Source organism: Thermostichus sp. MS-CIW-15, assembly GCF_054060575.1.
Window position 1 is genome coordinate 40,643 of record NZ_JBSSDI010000011.1, and the last position, 25,377, is coordinate 66,019.

Consider the following 25,377-nt stretch of genomic DNA (forward strand, 5'->3'; position numbering starts at 1 on the left):
CTCGTCCCGGATACTTATGAAGCCGTTACGCACGTTCAAGGTCACTCCCTACCTGCCGGCTGCTCTGGAAAGTCTGCGCTTGTTGGCCTATAACCTGCATTTTAGTTGGAACGTGGAAACCCGCAGCCTGTTTCGGCGCATGGATCCAGATCTGTGGGATGCCTGTGGCCACAATCCGGTGGCTTTGTTGGGGCAGATTCGGCAGGAGCGGCTGGACGAGCTGGCGGAGGATCCTGGTTTTTTGGCCCACCTGGAGCGGGCCAGCCAACAGCTCCAGAGCTACCTGCAGGAAGACACCTGGTATCGCAAGTATCGCTCGGCCCAAGCGGTGGAAGGGGAGTGCTACGCCTATTTTTCAGCCGAGTTTGGTCTGGCAGATTGTTTGCCCCTCTACTCAGGAGGCCTGGGGGTCTTGGCCGGGGATCACCTCAAGGCGGCCAGCGACCTGGGCCTGCCGCTGGTGGGGGTGGGCCTGCTCTACCAGAAGGGGTATTTTCGCCAGTACCTCAACCCCGACGGCTGGCAGCAGGAGCGCTATCCCGTTAACGATTTTTTCAATATGCCCCTGGAGCTGCAAAGAGATGCGGAGGGCCGCGAGATTCGCATCGAGGTGGACTACCCCAAACGCAAGGTGTTTGCCCGCATTTGGAAGGCGATGGTGGGGCGGGTGCCCCTCTACCTGCTGGACACCAACATCGAGCCCAACAGCCAGTACGACCAGGACATCACCGATGAGCTGTACGGCGGCGACCAGGATGTGCGCATCCACCAGGAGATCATGTTGGGGATCGGCGGCGTGCGGGCTTTGCGCGCCCTCGGCATCCATCCCACCGTCTACCACATGAACGAGGGGCACTCGGCTTTTTTGGCGGTGGAGCGCATCCGCCTGTTGATGGTGGAGCAGGGGTTGAGCTTTGAAGAAGCCTGGCAGGTGGCCAAGTCCAGCCAGATGTTTACCACCCACACGCCGGTACCTGCCGGGATCGACCTGTTCCCGCCCGACAAAATCGACTACTACCTCGGCTTCTACTACAGCCAGATGGGCCTGAGCCGGGAGCGCTTTTTGGCCCTGGGCCGCGAAAACACCGGCGACTTTCAATCCCCCTTCAGCATGGCAGTGCTGGCCATCAACATGGCCTCGTTTGTCAACGGCGTCAGCAAGCTGCACGGGTCGGTCTCGCGCAAGATGTTCAGCCGCCTCTGGCCCGAGATCCCGCTGGAGGAAGTGCCGATTACCTCCATCACCAACGGGGTGCATGCCCGCACCTGGGTGGGGGAAGAGAACCAGGCCCTCTACGATCGCTACCTGGGGCCGGATTGGGCGGAGGCTCCCCCCTCGGATCCCCTGTGGCAGAAAGTGGATCGGATCCCGGATGGGGAGCTGTGGCGGGCCCACGAGCGCAGCCGCTCGCGCCTGATCAACTTCGTTCGCGAGCGCCTGGTGGAGCAACTGCAAAAGCGGGCGGCCTCAGCGGTGGAAATTCAGTGGGCCTCTGAAGCCCTCAACCCGGAAGTGCTCACCATTGGCTTTGCCCGCCGCTTTGCCACCTACAAGCGGGCCACCCTCTTGTTTCACAACCTGGAACGGCTCAAAGCCTTGCTCAACCATCCCCGCTACCCGATGCAGTTTATCTTTGCCGGCAAAGCCCACCCTCGCGACAACCCCGGCAAGGAGCTGATCCGGCAAATTGTGCAAGTGTCGCGCCAGCCGGAGTTTCGCCAGCGGCTGGTGTTTATCGAAGACTACGACATGTACATCACCAGCCTGCTGGTAGCCGGGGTGGATGTGTGGCTAAACACCCCCCTGCGCCCCCGCGAGGCCAGCGGCACCAGTGGCATGAAGGCGGCGGCCAACGGCCGACAGAACCTGAGCATTTTGGATGGCTGGTGGGATGAGGCCGATTACTACCAGACCGGCTGGCCCATTGGCCGCGGCGAGGAATACGAGGATCGCGCCTACCAAGACGAGGTGGAGTCCAACGCCCTCTACGACCTGCTGGAACAGGAGGTTGCCCCTCTGTTTTACCAGCGCGGTAGCGATGGCCTGCCCCACGCCTGGATTCGGCGCATGAAGCAGGCCATTCAGCTCAACTGCCCCCGCTTTAGCACCCAGCGCATGGTACTGGAGTATGCCGAGCGGGCCTACATTCCCCTCAGCAACTACTTCGACCGCATGCGCCGCGATAACTTCGAGTCGGCTCGCCAGTTTACCCGCTGGCGCAGCCATCTGCAGGAGAACTGGTACAACATTCGGGTTGTCAATGTCCAGGTCGAACCCCCCAAGAAAGCTTCCGCCGCCGGCCTCCCCTCGGCGCAAAACGACCAAGTGGTGATGGCCCGCGATCCCCTCACGGTGACCGTTGAGGTGCGGCTGGGATCCCTGCAACCCCAGGATGTCATCGTCCAGGCCTACCAGGGGCCGGTGGACGACAACGGCCAGATCCGGAACGGCCAAGCAACCCCCCTGCGCTACGTGGAGACGGTGGAGGATCGGGCCATCTTCTCCGGCCAGATTCGCTACGAGGCCAGCGGCTTGCAGGGGCTGGCCATCCGCCTGCTGCCCTTTCATCCTGACATGCACGATCCCTATGAGCTGCGGCTGATGCTCTGGGCCTAGAATGTCCGTTCCACCCAAAAGGGAGAAGGAAGGGGAACAGCAGGGATCCCCTTCCTATGCGGATCCAGCCTGAACAAGAGAGACTCCCCAAATTCGTGCGGATGGGTGTTTCTCGCTGCCCAATCAGGCAGAATCAGAGAAACCAGCTCCGGGTTGATGCCATGCTCAAAGCCCACGACTCGGCCGGTTTGCGCCTGTTGCTCACGGCTGCCCTGCTGTTGGGGGGCTTGGCCAGTTGGCGGCAGGATCGCCTCTCGGCAGTGATGGGTCTGGCCAGTGCGGCAGCCATTTCAGCCTTCACCCGCCCCGCCATCTTGGCTTACAACCGGGGTCGCGAACGGTGGCTGAACCGGGATCTGATAGGGGCTGTCGAGCAGCTCAACCTGGCGCTGCAGCAGGATCCCTGTCTGACCAACGCCCACCTTCTGCGCGGCCAGGTTTACCTCGAACTCGGCCAACTTCCCCAGGCGCTGGCGGACTTCGACCAAGCCACCCGGTTGGCCCCGCGCCGGCCAGAGTCCTATCTCTACCGCGGCCTCCTTCTTCAGTTGCAGGGGGATTTGCAGGGGGCAATAGCCGAGCTTGCCGAGGTAGTACGCCGGCATCCCAGCGCCCCCCACCACCTCCGCTTGGCCAACCTGCTCAGGCAACAGGGATCCCTGCCTTCAGCTCTAGCTCACCTGGACGAGGCCATTTGTCGGGATCCCACCTCGGCGCCTGCCTATGCCTGCCGCGCTACGGTGTACGGCTACCTGGGAGAATGGGAGGCGGCTGTGGCCGATTGGTCCCAGGCCATCCGCTGGGATCCCTGTCCGGCCCACCACTATGGGCGGGGCGTTGCCTATGCTTGGGCCGATTGCTATAACGAGGCCATTGCCGACCTCAGCCGCAGCCTCGAGGCAGAACCCTGCCAACCCCACGTTCTCTACATCAGGGGCAATCTTCTCTACGAGCTGGGGGAGATCAAAGCTGCCCTCGACAATTACGACCAGGCCTTTCGCTTGGAAGCCGACGGCAACCTCGGGGATCCCACCGACGAGTACGGCTTGTACGGTCGGGGGCTGGCTTACGGAAATATGGGAGATAGGGCAACGGCTATTTCCAGTTGGCAAGCCGCTTTGCAGGTCAGCCGCCAACACCACAACCTAGTTTTGCAGGAACAGGCGCATCGATCTTTGCGGCAGCTCCAGGATTTGGACGGAGATCCCGGAGCCTTTGGCTAGCGAGGTCGAAGGGATCCCCTCAGAACATTGCCGCGAAACTGGCGTAAAATTTGCTTATCGCCATCTCAATTCCCCTGATCTGCAGTTGGATTTTTCCCACCTCCTTCTGTGGCTGCCGTGAAACACACCCTCAGCGCTCTTGTGCAGGATCAGCCCGGGGTCTTAACCCGCATCGCTGGCATGTTTGCCCGCCGGGGCTTCAACATCGACAGCCTCACCGTTGGCCCCACCGAGCGGCCTGGCATCTCCCGCATCACCATGGTGGTGCAGGGGGATGAGCACGATGTGGAGCAGATGACCAAGCAGCTCTACAAGCTGATCGACGTGCTGAAAGTAACCGACATTACCCATGTCCCCTGTGTAGAACGGGAGCTGATGCTCGTCAAGGTCAACGCCAGCATCGAAACTCGCTCGGCCATCATGGACGTGGCGCAGATGTTCCGTGCCCGGATTGTGGATGTGGCGGAAGAGTCTTTAACTTTGGAAGTGACAGGGGATCCGGGCAAAATGGTGGCCATCATCAAGATGTTAACCAGCTTCGGCATTCGGGAGATTGCCCGCACCGGCCTGGTAGCTCTCACCCGCGAGTCGGGAGTCAATACCGAGTACTTGAAGCAGCACCCCACCGTGGCAGTCGTCTGAGGGGCTTGGCCACGATGCCAACAGAGATTGCTTAGGGAGGAGGCCATGGCAAAACCGGAGAGAAGCCGGCGCCATAGGGGGCAGGCCCTGCGCAATAGCCTGCGTTGCCTGATGAGCCTCCTGGCCATTGGGCTGTTGGGGTTACTGGGGGGCTGTGGCCCCCGACCTCCCAAGTCGGTTGTGCAGCAGGCTCTGGCCTACCAGATCTCCCACCCGGCTGAGCCGGTTGCCTCGCTGGTGGGCAGCGACCGCTTAGCAGGCCGTTTGGAAGTGCAGGATGTCCAAATTCGTCAGGATCGCCGTGAACCCCTGCTGTTGGCCTCAGGAGAGAAACTGGAAGGCCACCACCTCAGCGGCACCTATACCGTAATTGTCAAGCCACCGGGATCCCGCCGCCCCTACCGCCGCAAGGGGGATCCCTTCCAGCTCACCCTGGCCCACCAGAAGGCGCAAAGTTCCCCTTCCCCTGGGGGAGCGCAGCCCAAAACCCTGCCCGAACGGTGGCTACTGGCCCATCCCTCTCCCGATGCCAAGAGCTGGGAGGTCATCGACTTTTTCCCCCAGCCGGCACCGCTGCCGGAGCTGCCTCCTGCCGAACAGGCGTACCGACACCCGACTGACCTTGACGCTCTCCCCGCCCCTATAGCTGGCTTTCGCCCAGGGGTAAGCCAGAGAACTCTTTCCTAGGCTGGAGGACTGCTCCCACCGGAGAAGTCAGCTACCTTCCCTGGGGAGGAAGAGATCCTTCGCGGCTACCTGGCCACAACAAAGCGCTACGTAGAAACTCCAAACAACGGTAGGCAGGCTCCTCTGCAGGCCTCAATGTTGTCCCTTGCGCCGCCATTTTCTGGGTCAGCACCGCAGAGGTGGTTGGCTCAGCGAAGCAAGGCCGCCCCCCACAGAAAGAGCCCATCCACCAACAGGGTATTCAGCACTGCTCCGGCAAAGGCCCAGTGGTGCAAGCGACGGGATCCCTGAATGACCCACAGGCCAACCCCAAGGAGCAGAAGGCTTAAGCCGATGCCCCAAGCTACCCCCCAAGGGGCGGCCATTTTGTCGAGCGCAGCCATAAACGGGACGGTTGCCTGATCCAGCCGGTCAAACCGCATCGCCTGCCGCCACTCCGGCAACAGCCCCACCGAGTAAATGTAAAGATCTGTAACCGCTGTGCCCCACAAGGAGCCGAGATAGAACCAGGTGCCGATGCGGGCAAAGCGTTGCCGTGCCCCCCACCAGACCATCGGGATCCCCAGAGCTTCCACCGGCATGTGCCAGAGGGGCTCCCAGCGCAGCCAGCCCCAGTAGAAGGATCCTGCCAGCCAAGTCAGCGTGAAGCCGTAGAGCAGATCCCCCCAGATGCGGGTGCGGGGCCGCGAGTAGAGCCGCCAGCTAAGGCCCAGCCAGCCTAGAGTCATCGCCAAGCTCAGCCAAGGGCTATAGCGCACCAGGGGCGCTGCCACAAAAACGGGTAGGCACACCAGCACAGCCGCCGCTCCCCCGATGGCGTGGTGAGAGGGAAACCGCCTTCGCAGAGAAGAACGGGGAATCTCCCGTCCGACTGGGCCCTGGGAGGCCAGGGAAGGCTCTTCTTGGAGAGGCGGCGAACAAGAGGTAGGAAACAAAACGCAATCTTAGAAACTTTTACATCAGTTAACATAGCATCTTCCCTGCCCTTTCCCGCCCCGGCCGAGAGGGGCCGGCGTTGCCAGGGTACTGCCGAAAATGTCAGGGTGAGAATAACGCGCTGCCCGGAAAACACTATGGAGTTGCTGTTGGCGGGAGATATCGGGGGCACCAAGACCAGCCTCAGCCTCTTCAATGCCCAAGATCCCGATCACAGCCTCTACCACTGCCGCTACGCCAGCCAGAGCTATCCCAACCTCACCCCGGTGGTGCTGGAGTTTCTGGCCCAGGCACGGCAGGAGCTGGGGCGAGATCCCCAACCGGTTGCCGCCTGCTTTGCTGTGGCCGGCCCCGTAGTGGAAGAAAAAAGCAGTCCAGGAGCCGGGGGACAGAGGGCCAAAATCACCAACCTGCCCTGGAGCCTGCACTCAAGCCAGTTGGCGGCGGAGCTGGGGATCCCCCGCCTAGCGTTGATCAACGACTTCAGCGCCGTAGGCTATGGGGTGCTGGCCCTGCGAGATCAGGATCTGGAAACGCTGCAGACAGGAGAGCGGCAGCCCCAGGCGCCCATCGGCGTCATCGGGGCGGGCACAGGGCTGGGGCAGGCCTACCTCACCTGGGGAGAAGGCGGCTACCAGGTTCATGCCAGCGAGGGGGGGCATGTGGATTTTTCTCCACGGACCCCTTTGGAATGGGAGCTGCTGCGGTATCTGCAACAACGACATGGGCGCGTCTCCACCGAGCGGGTGGTCTCGGGGCAGGGGATCGTGGCCATCTATCAATTTCTGCGGGATAGCCGCTGGGGCCAGGGAGAGGAGCAGTTGCTGGCCCAAATTGCCGCCTGGGAAAGGGGAGCCAGCCCCGTCGACCCAGCCGCCCAAATTGCCAATGCCGCCCTGGAGGGACGGGATCCCTTGGCGGTGGAGTGTTTGCGGCTGTTTACCAGCTTGTATGGGGCCGCTGTCGGCAATTTTGCCCTGCACCTGCTGCCCCGTGGGGGCCTGTTCATCGCCGGCGGGATCGCGCCCAAGCTCCTGCGCCTGTTGCGGGAGGGAGAGTTTTTGCCCTCCTTTTTGGATAAGGGACGGATGCGCACTCTGCTGGAGCAACTGTCAGTGCAGGTGGTGGTGAACGCCCAGGTGGGCTTGATAGGGGCTGCCCACTATGCCGCCACTTTGCTGTAGAGGTTAAGCCTGTTGGCGGCAGGGATCCCCCGCTCCCTTCTCCCAGGGGGAGAGGGGGGCTGGGCAAGGCGCAGGATGGCCATGCCTAGGGCTTGTTCCTGCTCGCAAAGGCCGCATTTTCCGCTGCCAAAAACAACTGGGCCCGCCAAAAGCAGGTGATGGATTTGCTGTCGAAATCCAGGCCAAAACGGGCCATTTCTGTCAGTTCGGCAGGCGAAAGCTCCACCACCGCAATGTCTTCATCTTCATCCTTGGCCGGTGGAGCATCCAGCACTTCCAGATCCCGCGCCAGGTAGGCGTACATGATCTCGCTGGAATAGCCGGGGCACAGATAAAATTGGCCGAGGGGATCCCAGCGGTGGGCGCGCAGGCCGGTTTCTTCTTCCAGCTCGCGGCGAATGGTTTCATCAGGATGTTCCCCTGGCTCGACGGTACCGGCGGGAAACTCGTAGAGGTAGGCGGCGACGGCAAAGCGATATTGGCGAATGCAGACGAACTTGCCTTCGGCAGTGACCGGCACGGCCACCACGCCGCCGGGGTGGAGGAGGTACTCCCGCTCCCCTTCGGTGCCGTTGGGAAAGCGCAAGCGCTGGCTGACAAAGGTGTACTTGTGGCCTTGAAAGCGCAGGCGCTCGCGAAGGATCTGCGATGGGGTGTGCATGGCAAGGTTGCTCAGAGAAAGGCCCCCCTCAGCTTAATCGGTGGCGGTGCTGTTGGAGCTCCCCCCTTAAGGTAAAGTCAGAGGGGCAAGCGAAGGTGCAGGCCATGATCTCCCCTTCTCTGAAGGAGTTCCTCGCCCTCAGCCAACAGGGCAATTTCATCCCGGTCTACCAAGAATGGGTGGCGGACTTGGAAACGCCTGTCTCTGCCTGGTACCGGGTCTGTGCCGGGCGGCCCTACAACTTTCTGCTGGAATCGGTGGAGGGAGGGGAACAGGTGGCCCGCTACAGCTTCCTCGGCTGCGACCCTTTGTGGGTTTTGCAGGTGCGCGGGGATCAGGCCTTGCAGATCCACCGCGATGGGCATCGAGAGCAGCACCAAGGGGATCCCTTTGCCGTTTTGGCCCGCTGCCTGCAGCCCTATGAGCCGGTGCACCTGCCGGAGTTGCCCAGCAGCATCGGCGGGCTCTTTGGCTACTGGGGCTATGAGCTGATTCGCTGGATCGAGCCCAAGGTGCCCATTCACCCCCTGCAGCCGGGGGATCCCCCCGACGCTATCCTCATGCAGGTGGACAGCATCCTGATCTTCGACCAGGTCAAGCGCAAGATCTGGGTGGTGGCCTTTGCCGACACACGCCAGCAGCCGGCGGAGCAGGCCTACGCCCAAGCCTGCCGGCGGGTGGAACAGTTGGTGCAACAGCTCAGCGCCCCCCTTTCTCTTGCCCACCTCAGCCTCGACTGGAAGCCGCAACTGCCCGATGCCATTCCCCCCAGCACCCTCAGCCGCGCCGCCTACTGCCAGGCGGTGGAGCAGGCCAAAGCCTACATCCGGGCTGGCGAGATCTTTCAGGTGGTGCTCTCGCAGCGCTTCACCACCCCTTTTGCTGGAGATCCTTTCCGGCTCTACCGCTCCCTGCGGCTGATTAACCCCTCCCCCTACATGGCGTTTTTCCAGTTTGGCGATCTCTGCCTTGTCGGCTCCAGCCCAGAAGTGATGGTCAAGCTCACTCGGATAGGGGAAGAGCGCATCGCCACCGTGCGTCCCATCGCCGGCACCCGCCCCCGCGGCGCCACCCCCGCCCAAGACCGCCAGTTGGAGCAGGAGCTGTTGGCGGATCCCAAGGAGCGGGCAGAGCATGTGATGCTGGTGGACTTGGCCCGCAACGACCTGGGGCGGGTCTGCCGCCTGGGATCCGTGCAGGTGGACGACCTGATGCAGATCGAGCGCTACAGCCACGTGATGCACATCGTCAGCAATGTGGTGGGGCAGTTGGATCCCCGCTACAGCGCCTGGGATCTGCTGCGGGCCACCTTTCCTGCCGGCACGGTTACTGGCGCTCCCAAGATCCGCGCCATGCAGATTATCCACGAGCTGGAAGGGTCTCGCCGCGGCCCCTACGCCGGCGCCTATGGCTACTACGACTTTGCCGGCCAACTGAACACCGCCATCACCATCCGCACCCTGCTGGTTCAGGGGGACCAGGTGAGCATCCAAGCCGGGGCGGGCATCGTGGCCGACTCGGATCCGGAGCGGGAGTACCAAGAATGCCTGAACAAAGCGCGGGGCATGCTCATGGCAGTGGCCAGCTTGCAGAAGGAGTAAAGGCTCGTGTTAGCCCAGGTGCACTTTAGCCATGCCGAGCGGGAGCGCCGGCAGCTGGATCCAGAGACCGTAGAGCAGGCGTTTCACCTGTTTTCCACCGAGGGCTACCTGGTGCTGCCGGAGATCTTCCCCACGGCGCTCATCGACAAGCTACACAGTAGCTTTCTGACCACCTACAGCCGCTACTGCACCCACGAAAACCACCCCGACGCCCTGTTGGTGGGCAATCGACGAGTGATGGTGACGGTGCGCCTGGAGGGGCCCTTTAACGATCCCCTGCTCTATGCCCATCCCTTAATCCTGCCTATCTTGCAGCGAATCTTGGGATCAAGCCTGATCCTGAGCGGGCTGGGGGTGGTAGTTTCTCTGCCGGGATCCGCCGACCAACAGGTTCACCGGGATCTCTCCCACCTCTTCGGCGACGCAATTCTAGATGCCATCGTCCCCTGCTATGCCCTGAATTTGCTTATCCCGCTGGTGGAGGTCAACGAAGAGAACGGCATGACCCGCCTCTGGCCTGGCAGCCACGCTGTTTTCGAGGCCCACTACACCGAGCTGGCCCGGCAGATGCCCTTTGTCGATCCGCCGCTGGCCAAGGGATCCTGCCTGCTGTTCGACTACCGCTTGATTCACCTGGGCCGGGCCAATCGTTCTGCTGCTCCCCGGCCCCTCCTCTACAACACTTACAGCCGACCTTGGTTCCGGGATCCCGTCAACTATACCCGACAGCCCCCCCTGGTGATCCCGGCAGCCGAGAAAGAGCGGATCCCGGCCCAGCACCACTCCCTATTCGTGGCAGCGCAGATTGTGTAGAGGAAAGTTTTGAGGAATGTGGGAAGATGCCTCAGAATGGGGGTGGGTATCCCCGTTGTTGAAGTTTGATTGCGCACCCCACCATGAGCGAAAGCACCTCTCAAGAGCCATCTTGGGCGCCGACGGCAGACGAAATGGCCCCTGCTGTGGGTCCTGGCGCAGAAACCGCCCCGGCTCCTGAAGCCGACAAGGGATCCGCCGCCCGGCGTGTCCGCCAACTCTTGGGCATGAAAGGGGCAGAGGTGGAGTCTCGCTCCGTTTGGCAAGTCCACCTGCAACTGATGAAGCCCGTGACCTGGATCCCGCTGGTGTGGGGCCTGATTCCGGGAGCGGCCTCCTCCGGCCACTTCACCTGGACTTGGGAAAACGTGGCCCTCATCTTGGTGGGCATGATCCTGGCCGGCCCCTTGATGACGGGCTACACCCAGACCCTGAACGAATACTACGACCGCGACATCGACGCCATCAACGAGCCCTATCGCCCCATCCCTTCCGGGGCCATCTCCCTGCGGCGGGTGGTCATCCAAATCTGGGTGCTGCTGATCCTGGGGCTGGCGTTGGCCTATGCCCTGGATTGGTACACCGGCCACGACTTTCCGGTGATCACCTGCATTGCCCTGGCGGGAGCCCTAATTGCCTACATCTACTCGGCGCCGCCCCTGAAACTAAAGCGCAACGGCTGGCTGGGGAACTACGCCCTGGGGGCCAGCTACATCGCCCTGCCCTGGTGGACGGGACATGCCCTCTTTGGCGAGCTGAACTGGACAATCTGCATTCTGACCCTGATCTACAGCTTGGCCGGCCTGGGGATCGCCGTGGTCAACGATTTCAAAAGCATGGAGGGGGATAGACAATTTGGCCTCGCCTCCTTGCCGGTGATGTTTGGGGCGATGGGGGCGGCCTGGATCGCGGCGCTGATGATCGACCTGTTTCAGTTCGGCATGGCCTCGTTTTTGCTGGGAGCTGGCCTAAAGCTCTACGCCGCAATTTTGGTGCTGCTGATTATCCCGCAGATCACCTTCCAAGACATGTACCTGCTGCGGGATCCCCTCAACAACGACGTCAAATACCAGGCCAGCGCTCAGCCTTTTCTGGTGTTGGGCATGCTGGTGGTGGGGCTGGCGCTGGGCCGCTTGGGGCTGGGGTAGTCGAGCCAAGGCCAAAGTGCCCATCCTGGCAACCGAGGTGACGGCTTCCGCCCTGGGGTGCTCCCTCTGCCTGGGCCAAGATCAAGTCAGGATCCCATCGGGGATGGCCGATGGATCCCAAAAAGTGGGATGGCCCTGGGCCAAAGGAGATATCCGATGAAGCTGTCTATTCCCCTCCAACTCAGCCTGAGCCTGGCTCTGCTCTTGGGGGCGGTCGTCCCTGCACAAGCCCAGCGGATCGTCATCGACGGGCGCGGGATCCTGGTCGAACCCAGCACCGGTGGCTCGGTCATCCTCAACCCCGACCAGCCGCTCTTGGCTCCGATCCCGCCTGGGGGAGTTCCTTTTTCCCTCGATGCAGAGGGCCAAGTGGTCTCTGCCCCTGGCTACCGCTGCAGCGCCGCCACCGCTGCCGACAACTCTCCCATCATCTGCCGCTCCCAGTTCAACCCCAACGACGTGGTGGTCTACGAGCGGGATGGCCGCTCCAACACCTTCTTCGTCAATACTGACAACCCTGTGATCCAGCCTTCCGGCAGCGGCCTGCGGATTCTGCCCAACTCCGAGCCGGTGCAGCCCTCCGGCAGTGGCTTGCGCATCATCCTCAACTGACAGACGGGAAGCGGCCCCCTGTCTAAGGGGATCCCTCAGGAGCAGCTCCCGCTCGTCTTGCCTCCAATTCCCTTAGGATCTGCCGGTGGCGCTGCCGGGTGATGGGGTACAGCCACACCAGCAGGATCCCACCGATTAAAGCCACTGCCGGCAGGGGGCCGATGGCGAGGCGGATGGCCAGCAAGGCCAATTCTGGCTGGAGGGGTGGGGCCTCTCCGGCCACCGAAGGGATAAAGCCGGCCCAATCCAGAGCTTGTCCCACGAAAAACAGCCCTAGCGCCAGGCCCACCTTTTGCAAGAACACCATGAAGGCATAGAAGATCCCTTCCCGCCGCTCCCCAGTGTGCAGCTCGTCCAGGTCGATGACATCCGGCAGCATTGACCAAGGGCCAAGATACACTGTGGCGGAAACCCCGATCCCTGCCAACAGGGCTAGTGCAATCATGAGCCGCTCCTGGCCGGCCTGCAGGAAAAATAGGCCCGCCTGCGAGATGAGCCAAAACCCCGCCCCGATCAGGTACATGGCGCGCTTGCCCAGCCGAGCGCTCAGGCATGTCCAGGCAAACAGGGTCAGCACGGCAACACTCTGAACCGCCAACACCACCAGAGAAATCCACACCTCGGGCAGGCCCATCCAGAAGACGATGAAATAGGGGATGATCGTGGCTGTGAACTGAAAGGCCAGCCAAGAACACAGGTAGATGCCGCTGACAAACAGGTAGGGGCGATTGCTGAAGGCCACCCGCAGTTGCTGCAGCAGAGGCAGCGGATCCCGTTGGGATTGAAAACGTTCTCGTACTCCCCAAAAGCAGAGCAGCAGGGGCACAGCCGAGATGGCCCCAAAACAAGCCCCCGCCAGCAGATGGCCGGCAGCCCGATCCGGCAGCAGGTTAAACAGCAGCGGAAAGGTAACCACGGCAACCATGCTGCCCCCCACCGAGAAGGCAAAGCGAAATTGGTTGAGCCGGGTGCGCTCGTCGTAATCCTGGGTTAGCTCCGCCGTCAGGGAGGCGTAGGGGATGTTGGCGGCAGAATAAAAGGTGTTGAACAGCAGGGACACCGCCAGGTAGTAGGCGAAAAGGGGGCCCATCTGACCGGGAAAAGGGATCCACCACTGAGCTGCAAAAGTCAGGCCAAAGGGGATGGCCGAAAACAGCAGCCAGGGGCGGCGACGGCCCCAACGGCTGCGGGTGCGGTCGCTGAGGATGCCGATGATGGGATCGTTGACGGCATCCCAAAAGCGGGTGATGGCGTAGATGCTGCCGGCCAAGCCTGCCGCCATGCCGACGGTATTGGTGAGAAAGGGCAGCAGGAAAAAGATGAGGATATTGGCCGTCATGCCCGTGCCCAGATCCCCCACCCCATAGGCCAGCTTCGTCCGCAAGCTCAGTCGTTCTCCGGTCATGGCCTGCCTTGGCAAAGGAGAGTCTTACTTAGTCTAGGGGGAAGGGGCAGGCGAGAGGGCTAATTGCCCTTTTCGCGGAGGGGCTAAGAGCGCATCTGGCTCATCGCCTCCAGATTCAACGCCTTGGCCACCTGTTCCGGGCTCATCAAGTTGCGCTCCAACACGATCTGGCGGATGGGCTTGCCGGTTTCCAGGGAGATCTTAGCCACCTCTGCCGCCTGCAGGTAGCCAATGTAGGGATTGAGGGCAGTCACCAAAGCCAGCGTCCCCTCAGCATAGCTGCGGCAGCGATCCGCCTGGGCGGTGATGCCGCGGACGCAGCGCTCGGTAAAGACGCGCAGGCTGTTGTTGAGGATCTGCAAGCTATGCAGGAGGTTATAGGCAATCAGCGGCATCATCGCGTTGAGCTCAAATTGGCCTGCCTGGGCGGCGAGGAGAATGGCGGTGTCCAGGCCGATCACCTGAAAGCAGACCATGTTCAGCATCTCGGCCATCACCGGGTTGTACTTGCCGGGCATGATGGAGGAGCCGGGCTGTACCGGCGGCAGTTGGATCTCTTTGAGGCCAGTCTTGGGGCCGGAATCCATCAGGCGTAGGTCGTTGGCCATTTTGATGGCATCTTGGGCCAGGTTGCGCAGGGATCCCGACAGGTGCACAAAGGGGGCCATGCTCTGCATCGCCGCCATGGGATGGGGGGCCGGGGTAAGGGGCAACTGGGTGTACTCTGCCAGCCGTTGCACCACCTTTTGCCGGTACTGGGGATGGGTATTGAGGCCGGTGCCGACGGCGCTGCCCCCCAGCCCCAAGCTGCCCAGAGCCTGGCTGGCCTCCTCGATCCAGCGGCGGTGCTGGGCAAAGATGGCCGCATAGGCGCCGAAGCTATCTCCCAGCCTTATGGGGACAGCATCCTGCAAATGGGTGCGGCCCGCCTTGAGAATGCCGTGGAACTCCTGTGCTTTCTGCTCCAGCGCCGCCACCAGGTTGTCCAGCGTGCCCAAAAGATCCCGCCGCACCCGCAGCAGGGCCGCCAGGCGAATGGCGGTGGGGATGACGTCGTTGGTGGATTGGCCGTAGTTGACATGGTCGTTGGGGCTGACCCGCTCGTAGCGCCCCTTGGGCTCTCCCAGGATCTCCAGGGCGCGGTTGGCCAACACCTCATTGACGTTCATGTGGTGGGAGGTGCCCGCCCCGGCCTGGTACACATCCACCACAAACTGATCCCGCAGGGATCCCTGGAGGATCTCGTCTGCCGCTTGGACAATGGCCTTGGCCACGTCGGGGGGAATGCAGCCCAGCTCGCCGTTGACCTCCGCCGCCGCTTTTTTGATGAGCACGCAGGCCTCCACGTACTCCGGCAGCGGCTTGAGGCCGCTGATGGGAAAATTCTCCAGGGCGCGGGCGGTTTGGATGCCGTAGTACACCGACTGCGGCAGTTGCCGCTCCCCCATCGCGTCCCGCTCGCTGCGCACTTGCAGTGGGTCTGTCTCTGGAACCATGGCACAGCTCTAGCTGGCAGGTTTTTGGGAAGGTTCCTGTAGAGGTAGGGATCCCTTTTCCTGGAGAGCAGCCAACTGCTGGCTAATCCGCTCGTTGTTTTCCGCCAAGACGAGCACCATGGCCGCGCAGGCCAGATGAACTCCTGCCCGGAATTCGGCCGAGGCTTTGTACTGAGCCAGCGCCTCGCTATCTCCTTCTCGCGGGCTCAGGATCAGTTGCACCGACTTTTGGGCCAACTCTTTCAGTTCCCGTTCCGTTAAACCGAGCTGCACCACTTTTGCCCTCCCTGCTAACCGGAAAACAAGCCCCCCCCTGCCCTCTCACCGGCAGGAGCGCCACTTTGGTTATCCTACCGCGGTTGCTGCCCCAATCCAGCATCCTTCTTCCTTCCAGTGGGTCGGCGAACCCCTAGAAGAAAACAAAAAATGCCGGCTAGTATAGGTGCAGCATGCCTTGCCCTCCTGGCCGATAGACCACTTGGGGGTGCAAGTCCGTCGGCCAGCAACGGCGCAAAAGAGGCTGCTATTCTCTGAGTACTACCATCTAGGTTGTTGTTCACAGAGAGGAAAACTTGTCCGTAGAACGTCCACTTGACCGCTTGCCCCGCAAGCAGCGCGCAGAGCTGCCGGCCATCAACGAGCGCATCCGCTTCCCCAAAATTCGCCTCATCGACACCGATGGCACCCAGTTGGGGATCATGAGCCCGCGCGAAGCCCTGCGCCTGGCCGAAGAAAAAGATCTGGACTTGGTCTTGGTCAGCGACAAGGCGGATCCTCCTGTCTGCCGCATCATGGACTACGGCAAGTTCAAGTTTGAGAAGGAGAAAAAAGAACGGGAGGCCCGCAAAAAACAACACACCGCCGAGATCAAGGAAGTGAAGTTTCGCTACAACATCGGCGAGCACGACTACCACGTCCGCCTGCGCAGCGCTCAGCAGTTTTTGGGGGATGGAGACAAGGTAAAAGCCACGGTGATGTTTCGCGGTCGCGAGGCCCAGCACGCCGAGTTGGGGGAAGAGTTGCTGCAGCGCTTGTTCAAAGACCTAGAAGGCGTGGCGGAAATGCAGCAGCCCCCCCAAAAGGAAGGGCGAAACATCACGATGATCCTCTCCCCCAAAAAATCCACCTGAGGAGGGATCCCGTCTATGGCTCTTGCTGTTGGGGATCCGGCGCCGGAGTTTACCCTGCCCGATGCCGAGGGCAATTTGGTCAGCCTGAGCCAGCTGCGGGGCCGGCGGGTGGTGCTCTACTTCTACCCGCGGGACAACACTCCCGGCTGCACCCGAGAAGCCTGTGGCTTTCGCGATGCCTACGCCGAGTATCAGGCGCACGGGATCCACGTCTTGGGGGTGAGCGCCGACGACGCCCGTTCCCACCAAAAGTTTGCCCAAAAACTGCAGCTTCCCTTTCCGCTGCTGGTGGACGAGGGGGCCAAGGTGGCCAGCGCCTACGGCGTCTATGGCCCGAAAAAGTTCATGGGCAAAGTCTATAACGGCATTCACCGCACCACCTTTGTCATCGATCCGGAGGGGAAGATCGAGGCCATCATCACCAAGGTCAAGGTGGAGGCTCACGCGGCGGAGCTGCTCAAGCAGTTAACCGGCTCCTAAGCTCTCTGTTGGGGGGTGCAGGGGGAGCAGCCCTGTCGGCAAAGGTGCCTAGGTGTCCAGCGTTCCCGTGCCGAGATTAGGACAAGAAGAGAGCGGGCAGGGGATATAACGATACAAGGTGCCGGTATGGATTCCCCTGGGGCCGTGTCCCGACGCACCCGTACCACCAAGTCGATTCACGACAGCTACCAAATTTTGGGTTTGGCCGGCCAAGGGCAGTATGGGCGCGTGTTCTGTGCCCGGCCCCGCCACGGGGGGGATCTGGTGGCCCTCAAGGAGCTGCCGGCAGAGCGCTTTCCCACCCCCAACCTGCTGCGGGAGCTGCGCTACCTGCTGACATTGAACCACCCCAACATCACCCGCTGCTACGCCCTCGAACATGCCCGTGAGGGGCGCTATTTGGTGTTGGAGTACTGCGAAGGGGGCACGCTGCGGGAGCTGATCGACCAGGTGGAGCGGGGGCTGTGGCTGCCGGTCAAGCAGGTTTTGGGCTTTGTGGATCAGATCTTGGCCGGCTTGGATCATGCCCATCGACAGGGGGTAATCCACTGCGATGTCAAGCCAGAGAATATCTTGCTCAAGCCCACGCCCCAGGGTTGGCAACTGAAGCTGACGGACTTTGGCATCGCTCGTCACCCCCAGCCTGCTCCCGGCGAGATCTCTGCCACCGGCTCCCCCGCCTACATGGCGCCAGAGCGGTTCTACGGCCAGTTCAGCCCCGCTTCTGACCTCTACGCGGTGGGGATCATCCTCCTGGAGCTGTTGACGGGCCGGCGACCCTTTTCCGGCTCCCCCAGCCAGTTGATGCACGCCCACCTCAACCAGCCGTTTGTCTGTCCGGAAGGGATCCCGGCCCCGCTGCAGGAACTGCTGGAGATCACGTTGCGCAAGTTGCCCCTGCGGCGGTTTCGCACCGCGGCCCAGATGCGTTCGGCCCTGGCAACCTTTGCCCGGGAGTGGCAGGAGCCAGCCGGTTGTTGGGTCGGCCCTCGCCTGTCCAGGCGGTCACCTCCCGGCCTGCAGGTCTGGGATCTGCCGGATCCGGGTTTTGTTGGCGAGGGCGGGATGGAGTCCCTGCCTGAGCAAAAGTTCTGCATCTGTGAAGATCCGAGCGGCTCCCGATCCCCGCTGCTGCTGCGGGTAACCCCTCAGCGGCTGGAGTGGCTGGATCTGCAGACCCTTGCCTCAGGAGCGCCGCCTCTGGCCTGTTTCTCCTTGGCCGAACCGTTGCAGCAAGTGCTGCCCTTGCCGAGCTTCCCGGAGGCTTTGGCTTTTTCCAAAAGCAACCTTTTGCACCTGAGTCCCGCGCGCGTCCGTACCTTGCTGAGTTTTGCGGAGGATTGGCGAGCCACCTGGCTGGCGGAGCGGCAGGAGTTGGTCTGGGCCACTGCCAAAGAAATTGGGGCAGTGCAATGGCTGCCGGCTGGGCCAACCGTAGCTCAACCTTTTCCGGAGTTCCACTGCTACTTTCGCTGGCCTTGGCAGGTGCCAACGGGATCCCTGCTCCGCTTGCTGGCTCTCTCGGAGCATCTGGTGCTGTTGGCGGGATTGGGGCGGCAGTGGGTGGAAATGACTGTGTTGCCCTATCCGGCGGCCTGGCCTCCGCAGACGGGCTCCCAGCCGCTGCGCTATCGCCTACCCCTGGATCCCAGGGGGAGAGTGCTCAGCTTGGGGGAGCGGCTGCTTTTTGCCGGCGGGGATGGAGGAGGCCAGGGATGCTGCCCCCACCTTTGCTCGGTGCAGGTCAACCCGCTGCGGCTGCGCCGCTGGTTTTTGAAGGGGTGGCCCCTGCAAATGGCCAAGGCCCCTTGGGGCGTGCTGCTCCTGTGTCGCGAGGGGGAGGAGTTCTCTTCCCTCTGGCTGTATAGCGAGGGGGGGTATCCCTTGGCCCAGGTGGCCGTGCCCGTCGGATCCGAGGTGTTGCAGGTGGGGCAAAGGGGACTGGTCTGGCTGCAAGTGCCCAAGGCCGGGAAGCCGCAGCAATTTCAGCTTTGGCAGTTGGATCTCAACCAGTTGCCGGCGAATGGCCATGCCGCCGAGGGGGTTGCTTTGGGCTAGCGACGGGTTTTTTGCTTTTGAAATGGCCCTAGCTGAGCTTGGGCTGTTCGGCTAGCTGCTGGAGTGGGCTTGGCGAGCCAATTGCTTGAGAAAGGCCAGCGGATAACGGCTGTGAAGCTGCTGCTTGAGCCGCTCTTGCAGGAGCTCCTCTTGCCAGGGATCCCCCGATTGCAGCCACTCCAGGTAGCTCAGCCCCGCCACCCGCGTCAGATAGGCTCCGCTGGCCGCCTGCAGCGGGATCCCCATGAGCATCCAGGGACTGGCTTTGAGGGCAGAGCCCAGGGCTTGGGTGGCCAGCTCCAGTCCCCCAAGCTGCACGATCATTTGCGCCAGGCTGTGGGCCATTTGTTGAGCCTGCTGCAGGGTGATGCGGCGATCGAACACCTGATGCAGCTCCCCGATCATGCGCGCCTGGATGACCACCCCCGCCAGCATATCCAAAGCCGGAAGGGGGGTCACGGCCAGGGCAGCAGCGGTGGCCCACTGCATCCGCTCCACGATCTGGCGACCCTGGTGGTAGCGCTCTTCCCGCAGGGCCTGTTGGACGGCCTCGCTCAAGGTTTGGGTTTGCAACAGGGCGTTGGCCAGGCGCAGATGGGATCCCTTTTGCTGCAGCAGGCGGGCCATCTGCTGGACCAGGGCGCCTGTATCGGGGGGCTGCGGCTCCCAGGTTTCTTGTCTGGAGCCATCGGGGAAGCAGTAGCGAACCTTCAAGGGCTCCGGGTCGGCGGCAATGGCCACCACCTGCTCAGGGGGAATGACGCCGGCGGTGCGCTGGCGCAGGTGGGCCAAGATGATCTCCACCTCCTCCGGCAACATCTGATCCGTCTTGTTAAGGGCCAGGATGGTGGATTTCCCCAGCCGGGCCAGCTCGAGCAGCTCGGCATATTCTGAGGCCAGCAGATCCCCGGCCACCACCAAAATCAACAGATCCGCCTTCTGGGCCAGGGCGCGGGCCTCCGCCTCGCCGGCGCCGCCGATGGTCAGCAGGCCAGGGGTATCGGTGAGGGAGATGGGGCCACTCCAGCCCTCCAGTTGATAGGTGTGAATGGATCCCTGCTGGGTGGTGCCCAGGGTGGGAGCGGTTTCCCCCACAGGCTGCCCCAGCAGAGCGTTGATGAGAGAGGTTTTGCCGGCAGAAGCGGTGCCGAACACCACCAGGTGCAATTCTTCCTGGGCCAGCCGTCGATCGATCTCCCGCGCCTTGGCCTGCAAGGCGCGACGGCTAATGTCGTCCTGCAGCTTCTGGATAAGGCGATCGACATCCTGCAGATCTGCTTGCACCTGATCCCGCGTCAACTTAACCCGCCGCCGCGGCTTGGCCGCTGGGGTGGGATCCTGTTGCGGTCGGCGAACCTGTTGCCACCAATGGCGTGCCACCAGCCCTGCCGCCACTGTTCCGCCCAGGATGCCGGCCACCGCCAGATCCGCCAGCGGCACCGAATAGGGAGCCACAAAGCTGTAGATGCCCTCAACCCATTGCAGGTATTGGCTGAGAGCCGCCAAGCCCAGCCCCGTCAACAACCACAGCCAAGTGGAGCGCGACAACACCATGCCAACCCACAGCTTGCCCAAATGCCCAATCGGGAACAGATCCTGATCCCCAGGCAAACCCTGAAGATCTATCTAGTCTAGAGATCTGCAAAGGCGAGAGAAGCGTTCGCGAATTTAGGACGGCTGAACCCTCTCCGCTGGCAACCCCGGCGCAAGCGGGCTCCGCAGCCGCTTCTCTAGCATAGGGCTAGCTGTAGCTGGGCATACAGTTTTTGCAAGAAGCTTTGTTTAGGAACAGCTACCCACCGGCAAAACCAGAAGCTGAAGACAGAAAACGCCAATCGAGATCGCCCTCAGCCCAAGTGGCCAAAAAGGCCAGGGATCCCTGGCAAAACCGCCGGCGGCTCCAGCGGCGCTGGCAAAAACTCGCCCCCCCGGTAGTCCAATAGCTGCACCAACAACAAATAGCCCACCCCCAGGGCAATGGCCAAAGCTCCCGTCATAATGGCTACCCACTTGGGCCGTTCCACGCTGGGCCTCCCAATCACTGCCGGACTTGATCTTCTTTCTTAATAATGCCTGAAGCCTTAGCGAGGTGGGATCAAGACGGTGTCGATGACGTGGATGATGCCGTTGGCAGCTTGAATATCCGCGGTGATCACGTTGGCGTTGTTGATGCGAATCCGTCCGCCCTCAAGAAGGGTGACAGTGACAGGGGATCCCTGCAAAGTCGTCACCTGCTGGCCGGATCTGAGGGCGCTGGAGGGGGCCAAGCCGGGAACCACGTGGTAGGTGAGAATGCGCACCAGCTCTGCCCGGTTCTCAGGCCGCAGCAAGGCTTCCACCGTGCCAGGGGGCAAAGCGGCAAAGGCAGCATTGGTGGGAGCAAAGACCGTGAAGGGGCCTTCTTGCTGCAAAGCCCCCACCAAGCCCGCTGCCTGCAGGGCCGTCACCAAGGAAGTTAGGGTTAGCAGCGGCAACGGCGACGATATTGGGCAGCGGCGTAGGGCTGGGAGAGAGAGTCGGAGTGGGCGTCGGCAGGGCAATGGCTGTATCGTTGCTGGAACTGTCACAACCGACCAAGGCCAAGCAGGTGGCCGCCGTCAGTCCAAGGGTGAGGGCTTTGCGATTCATAACAAAAGTTAATAACTCAAAACATTCGTCTTAGGGTCAAAAGCCGTTCTCGCACGGGTGGCCCTAGAGCAGAGCAGGGGTCACTTTTGCGTAGAAGTGGCTACGGTAAAGTTCGGTATTCTGGGTGTGGTTGCTGGAGGGGAGAAAGGGGATGAACGGGATCGGGATCCCATCTTGGCGGCGGCAACTGCGTCGTTGGCTGCCCTGGGCTGCCCTGCTGCTGCTCCTGGTGGCCATTGGCTACTGGGTGGGCCCCCGACCTCGGCCTTATCCCCAAGAGCCAGAGCTGCCCACCCTGGCCCCTCTGCCGCAGCACCCCCGCATCCGGGTGGCGTTCAACCAAAGCCGCGAGAGCACCTATCGGGATCCCTATCGCCAGATCCGCCGCTATGGCTACAACCTGGAAGAGTTCATCATTTCCCAGATTCGCTCCGCTCGTCAGTCGGTGGATATTGCCGTGAAAGAGCTGAACCTACCGCTCATTGCCCAAGCCCTAGTGGAGCGACGACAGGCCGGGATCCCTGTGCGTTTTATTACTGAAAACACCTACGTGCGAGCCTGGCACCAGCTCACCCCTGCCGAAGTGCGGGCGCTGGACGAGCGCAGCCGTCGCAAGTTCGAGGAGTACCGCAACCTGGTGGATGTGAACCGCGATGGACGGTTTTCTCCCGAGGAGATTGCCAGCCGAGATGTGTACGCCTTGCTGGATGGAGGCCAGGTGCCCTGGCTGGACGACACCGCCGACGGCTCCAAGGGCAGCGGCCTGATGCACCACAAGTTTGTGATTATCGACGGGCAGCGGGTGCTGACCGGATCGGCCAATTTTACCCTCTCCGATATCCACGGGGATTTCGATGCCCCCGGCAGTGTGGGCAACGCCAACCACCTGCTGCTGCTGGATAGCCCCGAGCTGGCTCGCCTCTACACCGAGGAGTTCAACCTCATGTGGGGAGATGGGCCGGGAGGGTTGCCCGACAGCCGCTTCGGGGTGCAAAAGCTCAAGCGTCCCCTGGAGACGGTTTACCTTGGCGATGCCATCGTGGGGGTACATTTTTCTCCCAGCAGCCGCTCCCTGCCCTACGAGGCCACTTCCAACGGCATCATCGCGGCCACCCTGGCCCAAGCGCAGCAGCAGGTGGATCTGGCCCTGTTCGTCTTTACGGACTCAGGCATTGCCAACCAGCTCAGGCAACTGCGCCAGGAGCGCAACGTGCTGATCCGCGGCGTGTTCGATCCCGGCTTTGCCTTTCGCGACTACAGCCGCACCCTGGAGATGTGGGGGCTGCTGCTCCCGGACGAAAACTGCCGGGTGGACGCGGCCCGCCTGCCTTGGACAGTGCCCGCTTCATCCGTGGGCGTGCCCAACCTCGCCCCGGGAGACAAGCTGCACCACAAGTTCGCCATCGCCGATCCCGGCACTCCTCAGGCCACGGTGATCACCGGATCCCACAACTGGTCAATGGCGGCCAACCACATCAACGACGAAAACCTTTTGATCATCCGTAATGAGCGGGTGGTGGATCACTTTGTGCGCGAGTTCGAGCGGCTCATTGCCGAGGCCCGCTTTGGCCCCAGCCGCCGCCTGCAGCAACAGGCGGAAGAGAGAGCCCGCCTCTGCCCCAGCCCTGTCCCCGTCGCCCTCTCCTCATCTGAAGCAGAGCCGGAGCTGCTGGAAGTCGAGGTGATCTCCGTTCCTGACAGGGGATCCCCTTCCCAGCCGGCTACCCCGCAAGCTTCCCGCGTGAACTTAAACACCGCCACCGCAGCAGAGCTGCAGCAGTTGCCCGGCATTGGCCCGGCCCTGGCGCAGCGCATCATCGAGGCCCGTCCCTTTTCCTCCTTGGAAGATCTACAGCGGGTCAAGGGCATCGGGCCGGCTCGGATTGAGCAACTGCGGGATCGGGTCACCTGGTAGGGATCCGGTCTAGCTCTCTTGAGCCAGCTCCAGAAAGGCCCCCATGCGGCGAAACTTCTGGTAGCGCTCCTCCCGCAGCTCCCGCCCGCTCAGAGCAGATAGCTCCTTGAGATGCCGCAGGAGAGCTTCTTTCAGCGTCTGGGCAGCTTCCAGGGGGGCGCGGTGGGCGCCGCCAACCGGCTCCGGCAAGATCTCGTCAATGACCTCTAGCTGCAGCAGGTCTTGGGCGGTAATGCGCAGGGCTGCCGCTGCTTGCGGCGCTTTCTTGGCATCTTTCCAAAGGATGGCCGCACAGCCTTCCGGCGAGATCACCGAATAGACGGCGTGCTCAAACATCAAGATGCGATCCCCAATGCCAATGGCCAAAGCCCCCCCGGATCCCCCTTCGCCGATGACGGTGCAGATGATGGGGATCTCCAGCCGAAACAGGGTCTGCAGGTTGGTGGCGATCGCTTCCCCCTGGCCCTCGGCTTCTGCCTTAACCCCTGGGTAGGCCCCCGGCGTGTCGATAAAGGTCAATAGGGGCAGGCCGAAGCGGTGGGCATGTTCCATCAGCCGCAGGGCTTTGCGGTAGCCGGCGGGGTTGGGCATGCCGAAGTTGCGGTGGATGTTGTCTTTGGTGTCGCGGCCTTTTTGGTGGCCGAGGATCATCACCGGCTGATCCCCCAGTTTGGCCAGGCCGCCGACGATGGCCGGATCGTCTTGGCCGTGGCGATCCCCGTGCAGCTCAAACCAGTCGTCGCAGATGGTCTGGACGTAGTCCAAGGTGGTGGGGCGGCGGGGATGGCGGGCCACCTGCAGCCGTTCTACGGGGGTGAGCTGGCAGAAGATCTCGCGGCGCAGCTCTTCGGCTTTGGCCTCTAGTTGGCGAATCTGCTCAGAGGCGTCGATGTCGTTTTCTTCGGCCAAGGCGCGAATTTCCTGGATGCGCTGTTCGAGGGCGGCAACAGGCTGCTCAAACTCCAGCAGTAGGCGGTCGTTGGACTTGGTCATGACCGGTTGGCTAAATTTCGGGAGCGTGCTGTGACCGGCAGAGGCTGCACAGATTTCGGGGTCAGGCTTTGATCTTCTCACATGTAGATCCCGTAGGCTAGAGGGAGCAATCCCCCTACTGCCCAAGAGGGATCCCTTGTCTGCTTCTGTCTCTTCTCCCCCTTCACCCCTTCCCCCCTGGCTGCGCTGGGGGGTGGTGGGATCCGTCGTCTTGGCTATCGGGGTGGGAGCCTTTTGGCAATACGGGCGGCCTGAGCGACAAATCCGCGTCCACACGGAGAGATTGCTGCGGGCGGTGGAGCAGCGCAACTGGGATCAGGTGGAGATGCTGGTCTCTGAGGCCTATAGCGATGGTTGGGGCCTGGATAAGCAGCGGGCGCTGGCCTACAGCCGCGAGATCTTCGGGCAATTTTTTCGCTTGCGCTTCCAACCCCAAGCGCTGCAGGTGCAGCTCGGCCCAGGGGATCCCAGTCGCCAAGGACAGGCCACTCTCTGGTTTGTGATCGAGGGATCCGGCGGCCCCTTAGCCAACCTGACGCGGGATCAGGTGAACGCCTTGGAGCAACCCTTCCGATTGAATTGGCAGCGACGGGGTGGGGAGCACTTCCGCTGGGAGCTAACCCGCGTGGAGAATCCAGAACTGCAACTGCCCCCTCTCCCCGCTCAAGAACAGACAGGCCAGAGATGAGGGTCGAACACCAACAGGGGGAGCTGGCCTTCGGCTGGCGGGATCCACTGCACAATACCCCTTTGGCGGGCCTGAGCTGCATAGCGGCTGGGGAGAGGCTGCAACTGGGAGGATGTCAGGCGGCGCAGGAGGGGCTGAGTGGGAATGGGCAGAGCCCTTGTTTCTGGGTTGTCGATCTGGTCGGACAATCCGTCCTCAGAACTGCCTGGCTGCAACAGAATAACCCCTTCCGGTTGAAAAGGGATCCCTCGGCCCAGCAACAAACGACCGGTATCCAAAAGCTGGGGGCCGCCCTCCTGAGCAAGCTGAAACTCTGCCCAGCTAAAAACTCGCCGCGCCCGATCAACAGGGAGGCCGAAGCAGTAGGAGCCCAGTTGGAAAGTAATCAAGGTCTGCCGGTTTCTCAGTTGTTCTTGCCGAGCCAGACGACGCAGGCGCAGAGGGGAAAGCAGGGGCATGG

24 protein-coding genes are annotated in these 25,377 nt (G+C 62.2%); 14 read left to right on the top strand and 10 right to left on the bottom strand.

Annotated elements, in window-relative coordinates:
* The first annotated feature begins 16 nt into the window (after positions 1-16).
* The 4 genes from glgP (at position 17) to ACVW0R_RS05780 (ending at position 5,169) form a co-directional block, all read left to right on the top strand.
* A complete protein-coding gene (glgP, locus tag ACVW0R_RS05765) occupies positions 17-2,617 on the top strand; it encodes an alpha-glucan family phosphorylase (protein WP_457501790.1) in 2,601 nt (866 codons plus the stop codon).
* A gap of 161 nt (positions 2,618-2,778) precedes the next feature.
* A complete protein-coding gene (locus ACVW0R_RS05770) occupies positions 2,779-3,840 on the top strand; it encodes a tetratricopeptide repeat protein (RefSeq protein WP_457501791.1) in 1,062 nt (353 codons plus the stop codon).
* A gap of 117 nt (positions 3,841-3,957) precedes the next feature.
* Positions 3,958-4,482, top strand: a complete 525-nt coding sequence (gene ilvN, locus ACVW0R_RS05775; RefSeq protein ID WP_011430944.1) for an acetolactate synthase small subunit — start codon at positions 3,958-3,960, stop codon at positions 4,480-4,482.
* 45 nt (positions 4,483-4,527) lie between these two features.
* The gene (locus tag ACVW0R_RS05780) at positions 4,528-5,169 is read left to right on the top strand and encodes a hypothetical protein (RefSeq protein WP_414348416.1); all 642 of its coding nucleotides are present in this window, start codon (positions 4,528-4,530) and stop codon (positions 5,167-5,169) included.
* 188 nt (positions 5,170-5,357) lie between these two features.
* Here the strand turns inward: ACVW0R_RS05780 and ACVW0R_RS05785 are convergent, their stop codons facing one another.
* Positions 5,358-6,104 (bottom strand): DUF3120 domain-containing protein, encoded by a 747-nt coding sequence (locus ACVW0R_RS05785; protein ID WP_099812964.1) that lies wholly within the window; start codon positions 6,102-6,104, stop codon positions 5,358-5,360.
* Positions 6,105-6,242: 138 nt separating this feature from the next.
* On the opposite strand from ACVW0R_RS05785, the gene ACVW0R_RS05790 reads away from it, so the two are divergent.
* Positions 6,243-7,289: a glucokinase gene (locus tag ACVW0R_RS05790; RefSeq protein WP_011430947.1), complete on the top strand. Its 1,047-nt coding sequence runs from the start codon at positions 6,243-6,245 to the stop codon at positions 7,287-7,289.
* 85 nt (positions 7,290-7,374) lie between these two features.
* Here ACVW0R_RS05790 and ACVW0R_RS05795 read toward each other — a convergent pair whose 3' ends face one another.
* A complete protein-coding gene (locus ACVW0R_RS05795) occupies positions 7,375-7,950 on the bottom strand; it encodes an NUDIX hydrolase (protein ID WP_011430949.1) in 576 nt (191 codons plus the stop codon).
* A gap of 104 nt (positions 7,951-8,054) precedes the next feature.
* Here ACVW0R_RS05795 and trpE point away from each other — a divergent pair, with 104 nt between their 5' ends.
* The 4 genes from trpE to ACVW0R_RS05815 all read left to right on the top strand — a co-directional run bounded on the left by trpE (position 8,055) and on the right by ACVW0R_RS05815 (position 12,124).
* Positions 8,055-9,551: an anthranilate synthase component I gene (gene trpE, locus ACVW0R_RS05800; RefSeq protein WP_457501792.1), complete on the top strand. Its 1,497-nt coding sequence runs from the start codon at positions 8,055-8,057 to the stop codon at positions 9,549-9,551.
* A 6-nt stretch (positions 9,552-9,557) separates the two neighbouring features.
* A complete protein-coding gene (locus ACVW0R_RS05805) occupies positions 9,558-10,364 on the top strand; it encodes a phytanoyl-CoA dioxygenase family protein (RefSeq protein ID WP_457501793.1) in 807 nt (268 codons plus the stop codon).
* A gap of 83 nt (positions 10,365-10,447) precedes the next feature.
* On the top strand, positions 10,448-11,512 hold the full coding sequence (chlG, locus tag ACVW0R_RS05810) for a chlorophyll synthase ChlG (protein WP_071813560.1): 1,065 nt from the start codon (positions 10,448-10,450) through the stop codon (positions 11,510-11,512).
* Positions 11,513-11,668: 156 nt separating this feature from the next.
* Positions 11,669-12,124 (top strand): hypothetical protein, encoded by a 456-nt coding sequence (locus ACVW0R_RS05815; protein ID WP_011430954.1) that lies wholly within the window; start codon positions 11,669-11,671, stop codon positions 12,122-12,124.
* A gap of 22 nt (positions 12,125-12,146) precedes the next feature.
* On the opposite strand, the gene ACVW0R_RS05820 is transcribed toward ACVW0R_RS05815, so the two are convergent.
* The 3 genes from ACVW0R_RS05820 to ACVW0R_RS05830 form a co-directional block, all read right to left on the bottom strand.
* A complete protein-coding gene (locus tag ACVW0R_RS05820) occupies positions 12,147-13,529 on the bottom strand; it encodes an MFS transporter (protein ID WP_011430955.1) in 1,383 nt (460 codons plus the stop codon).
* An 83-nt stretch (positions 13,530-13,612) separates the two neighbouring features.
* Positions 13,613-15,025 (bottom strand): aspartate ammonia-lyase, encoded by a 1,413-nt coding sequence (locus ACVW0R_RS05825; protein ID WP_041438484.1) that lies wholly within the window; start codon positions 15,023-15,025, stop codon positions 13,613-13,615.
* A 9-nt stretch (positions 15,026-15,034) separates the two neighbouring features.
* The gene (locus ACVW0R_RS05830; RefSeq protein ID WP_011430957.1) at positions 15,035-15,301 is read right to left on the bottom strand and encodes a hypothetical protein; all 267 of its coding nucleotides are present in this window, start codon (positions 15,299-15,301) and stop codon (positions 15,035-15,037) included.
* 323 nt (positions 15,302-15,624) lie between these two features.
* On the opposite strand from ACVW0R_RS05830, the gene infC reads away from it, so the two are divergent.
* From infC to ACVW0R_RS05845, 3 genes are all read left to right on the top strand, one after another.
* A complete protein-coding gene (gene infC, locus ACVW0R_RS05835) occupies positions 15,625-16,155 on the top strand; it encodes a translation initiation factor IF-3 (RefSeq protein WP_041438488.1) in 531 nt (176 codons plus the stop codon).
* Between the two features lie 15 nt (positions 16,156-16,170).
* Entirely contained in the window at positions 16,171-16,635 is a 465-nt protein-coding gene (gene bcp, locus ACVW0R_RS05840) for a thioredoxin-dependent thiol peroxidase (RefSeq protein ID WP_011430959.1), read from the top strand.
* A gap of 126 nt (positions 16,636-16,761) precedes the next feature.
* Entirely contained in the window at positions 16,762-18,693 is a 1,932-nt protein-coding gene (locus ACVW0R_RS05845) for a serine/threonine-protein kinase (RefSeq protein ID WP_414401724.1), read from the top strand.
* A gap of 51 nt (positions 18,694-18,744) precedes the next feature.
* Here the strand turns inward: ACVW0R_RS05845 and ACVW0R_RS05850 are convergent, their stop codons facing one another.
* The 3 genes from ACVW0R_RS05850 to ACVW0R_RS05860 all read right to left on the bottom strand — a co-directional run bounded on the left by ACVW0R_RS05850 (position 18,745) and on the right by ACVW0R_RS05860 (position 21,167).
* Complete coding sequence (locus ACVW0R_RS05850) at positions 18,745-20,304, bottom strand: YcjF family protein (RefSeq protein ID WP_240527342.1); 1,560 nt, start codon at positions 20,302-20,304, stop codon at positions 18,745-18,747.
* 236 nt (positions 20,305-20,540) lie between these two features.
* Complete coding sequence (locus ACVW0R_RS05855) at positions 20,541-20,717, bottom strand: hypothetical protein (RefSeq protein WP_011430963.1); 177 nt, start codon at positions 20,715-20,717, stop codon at positions 20,541-20,543.
* A gap of 57 nt (positions 20,718-20,774) precedes the next feature.
* Positions 20,775-21,167, bottom strand: coding sequence for a fasciclin domain-containing protein (locus ACVW0R_RS05860; RefSeq protein WP_228375274.1), 393 nt, complete (start codon positions 21,165-21,167; stop codon positions 20,775-20,777).
* Positions 21,168-21,472: 305 nt separating this feature from the next.
* Here ACVW0R_RS05860 and ACVW0R_RS05865 point away from each other — a divergent pair, with 305 nt between their 5' ends.
* Complete coding sequence (locus ACVW0R_RS05865; RefSeq protein ID WP_457501794.1) at positions 21,473-23,236, top strand: phospholipase D-like domain-containing protein; 1,764 nt, start codon at positions 21,473-21,475, stop codon at positions 23,234-23,236.
* 9 nt (positions 23,237-23,245) lie between these two features.
* Here the strand turns inward: ACVW0R_RS05865 and ACVW0R_RS05870 are convergent, their stop codons facing one another.
* The gene (locus tag ACVW0R_RS05870) at positions 23,246-24,229 is read right to left on the bottom strand and encodes an acetyl-CoA carboxylase carboxyltransferase subunit alpha (RefSeq protein ID WP_457501795.1); all 984 of its coding nucleotides are present in this window, start codon (positions 24,227-24,229) and stop codon (positions 23,246-23,248) included.
* Positions 24,230-24,365: 136 nt separating this feature from the next.
* Between ACVW0R_RS05870 and ACVW0R_RS05875 the strand changes: the two genes are divergently transcribed.
* Positions 24,366-24,917 (top strand): hypothetical protein, encoded by a 552-nt coding sequence (locus ACVW0R_RS05875; protein ID WP_457501796.1) that lies wholly within the window; start codon positions 24,366-24,368, stop codon positions 24,915-24,917.
* Here ACVW0R_RS05875 and ACVW0R_RS05880 read toward each other — a convergent pair.
* Complete coding sequence (locus ACVW0R_RS05880) at positions 24,893-25,375, bottom strand: hypothetical protein (RefSeq protein WP_457501797.1); 483 nt, start codon at positions 25,373-25,375, stop codon at positions 24,893-24,895. The two genes, ACVW0R_RS05875 and ACVW0R_RS05880, sit on opposite strands and share 25 nt — an antisense overlap.
* Positions 25,376-25,377: the final 2 nt, after the last annotated feature.

Bases quoted from the DNA above. Each gene is read 5' to 3' on its own strand.
- ACVW0R_RS05795 (WP_011430949.1), bottom strand. From the start codon at position 7,950: ATGCACACCCCATCGCAGATCCTTCGCGAGCGCCTGCGCTTTCAAGGC.
- ACVW0R_RS05825 (WP_041438484.1), bottom strand. From the start codon at position 15,025: ATGGTTCCAGAGACAGACCCACTGCAAGTGCGCAGCGAGCGGGACGCG.
- trpE (WP_457501792.1), top strand. From the start codon at position 8,055: ATGATCTCCCCTTCTCTGAAGGAGTTCCTCGCCCTCAGCCAACAGGGC.
- ACVW0R_RS05865 (WP_457501794.1), top strand. From the start codon at position 21,473: ATGAACGGGATCGGGATCCCATCTTGGCGGCGGCAACTGCGTCGTTGG.
- ACVW0R_RS05870 (WP_457501795.1), bottom strand. From the start codon at position 24,229: ATGACCAAGTCCAACGACCGCCTACTGCTGGAGTTTGAGCAGCCTGTT.
- chlG (WP_071813560.1), top strand. From the start codon at position 10,448: ATGAGCGAAAGCACCTCTCAAGAGCCATCTTGGGCGCCGACGGCAGAC.
- ACVW0R_RS05845 (WP_414401724.1), top strand. From the start codon at position 16,762: ATGGATTCCCCTGGGGCCGTGTCCCGACGCACCCGTACCACCAAGTCG.
- ACVW0R_RS05780 (WP_414348416.1), top strand. From the start codon at position 4,528: ATGGCAAAACCGGAGAGAAGCCGGCGCCATAGGGGGCAGGCCCTGCGC.
- ACVW0R_RS05790 (WP_011430947.1), top strand. From the start codon at position 6,243: ATGGAGTTGCTGTTGGCGGGAGATATCGGGGGCACCAAGACCAGCCTC.
- bcp (WP_011430959.1), top strand. From the start codon at position 16,171: ATGGCTCTTGCTGTTGGGGATCCGGCGCCGGAGTTTACCCTGCCCGAT.
- ACVW0R_RS05770 (WP_457501791.1), top strand. From the start codon at position 2,779: ATGCTCAAAGCCCACGACTCGGCCGGTTTGCGCCTGTTGCTCACGGCT.
- ACVW0R_RS05820 (WP_011430955.1), bottom strand. From the start codon at position 13,529: ATGACCGGAGAACGACTGAGCTTGCGGACGAAGCTGGCCTATGGGGTG.
- ACVW0R_RS05815 (WP_011430954.1), top strand. From the start codon at position 11,669: ATGAAGCTGTCTATTCCCCTCCAACTCAGCCTGAGCCTGGCTCTGCTC.
- glgP (WP_457501790.1), top strand. From the start codon at position 17: ATGAAGCCGTTACGCACGTTCAAGGTCACTCCCTACCTGCCGGCTGCT.
- ACVW0R_RS05880 (WP_457501797.1), bottom strand. From the start codon at position 25,375: ATGCCCCTGCTTTCCCCTCTGCGCCTGCGTCGTCTGGCTCGGCAAGAA.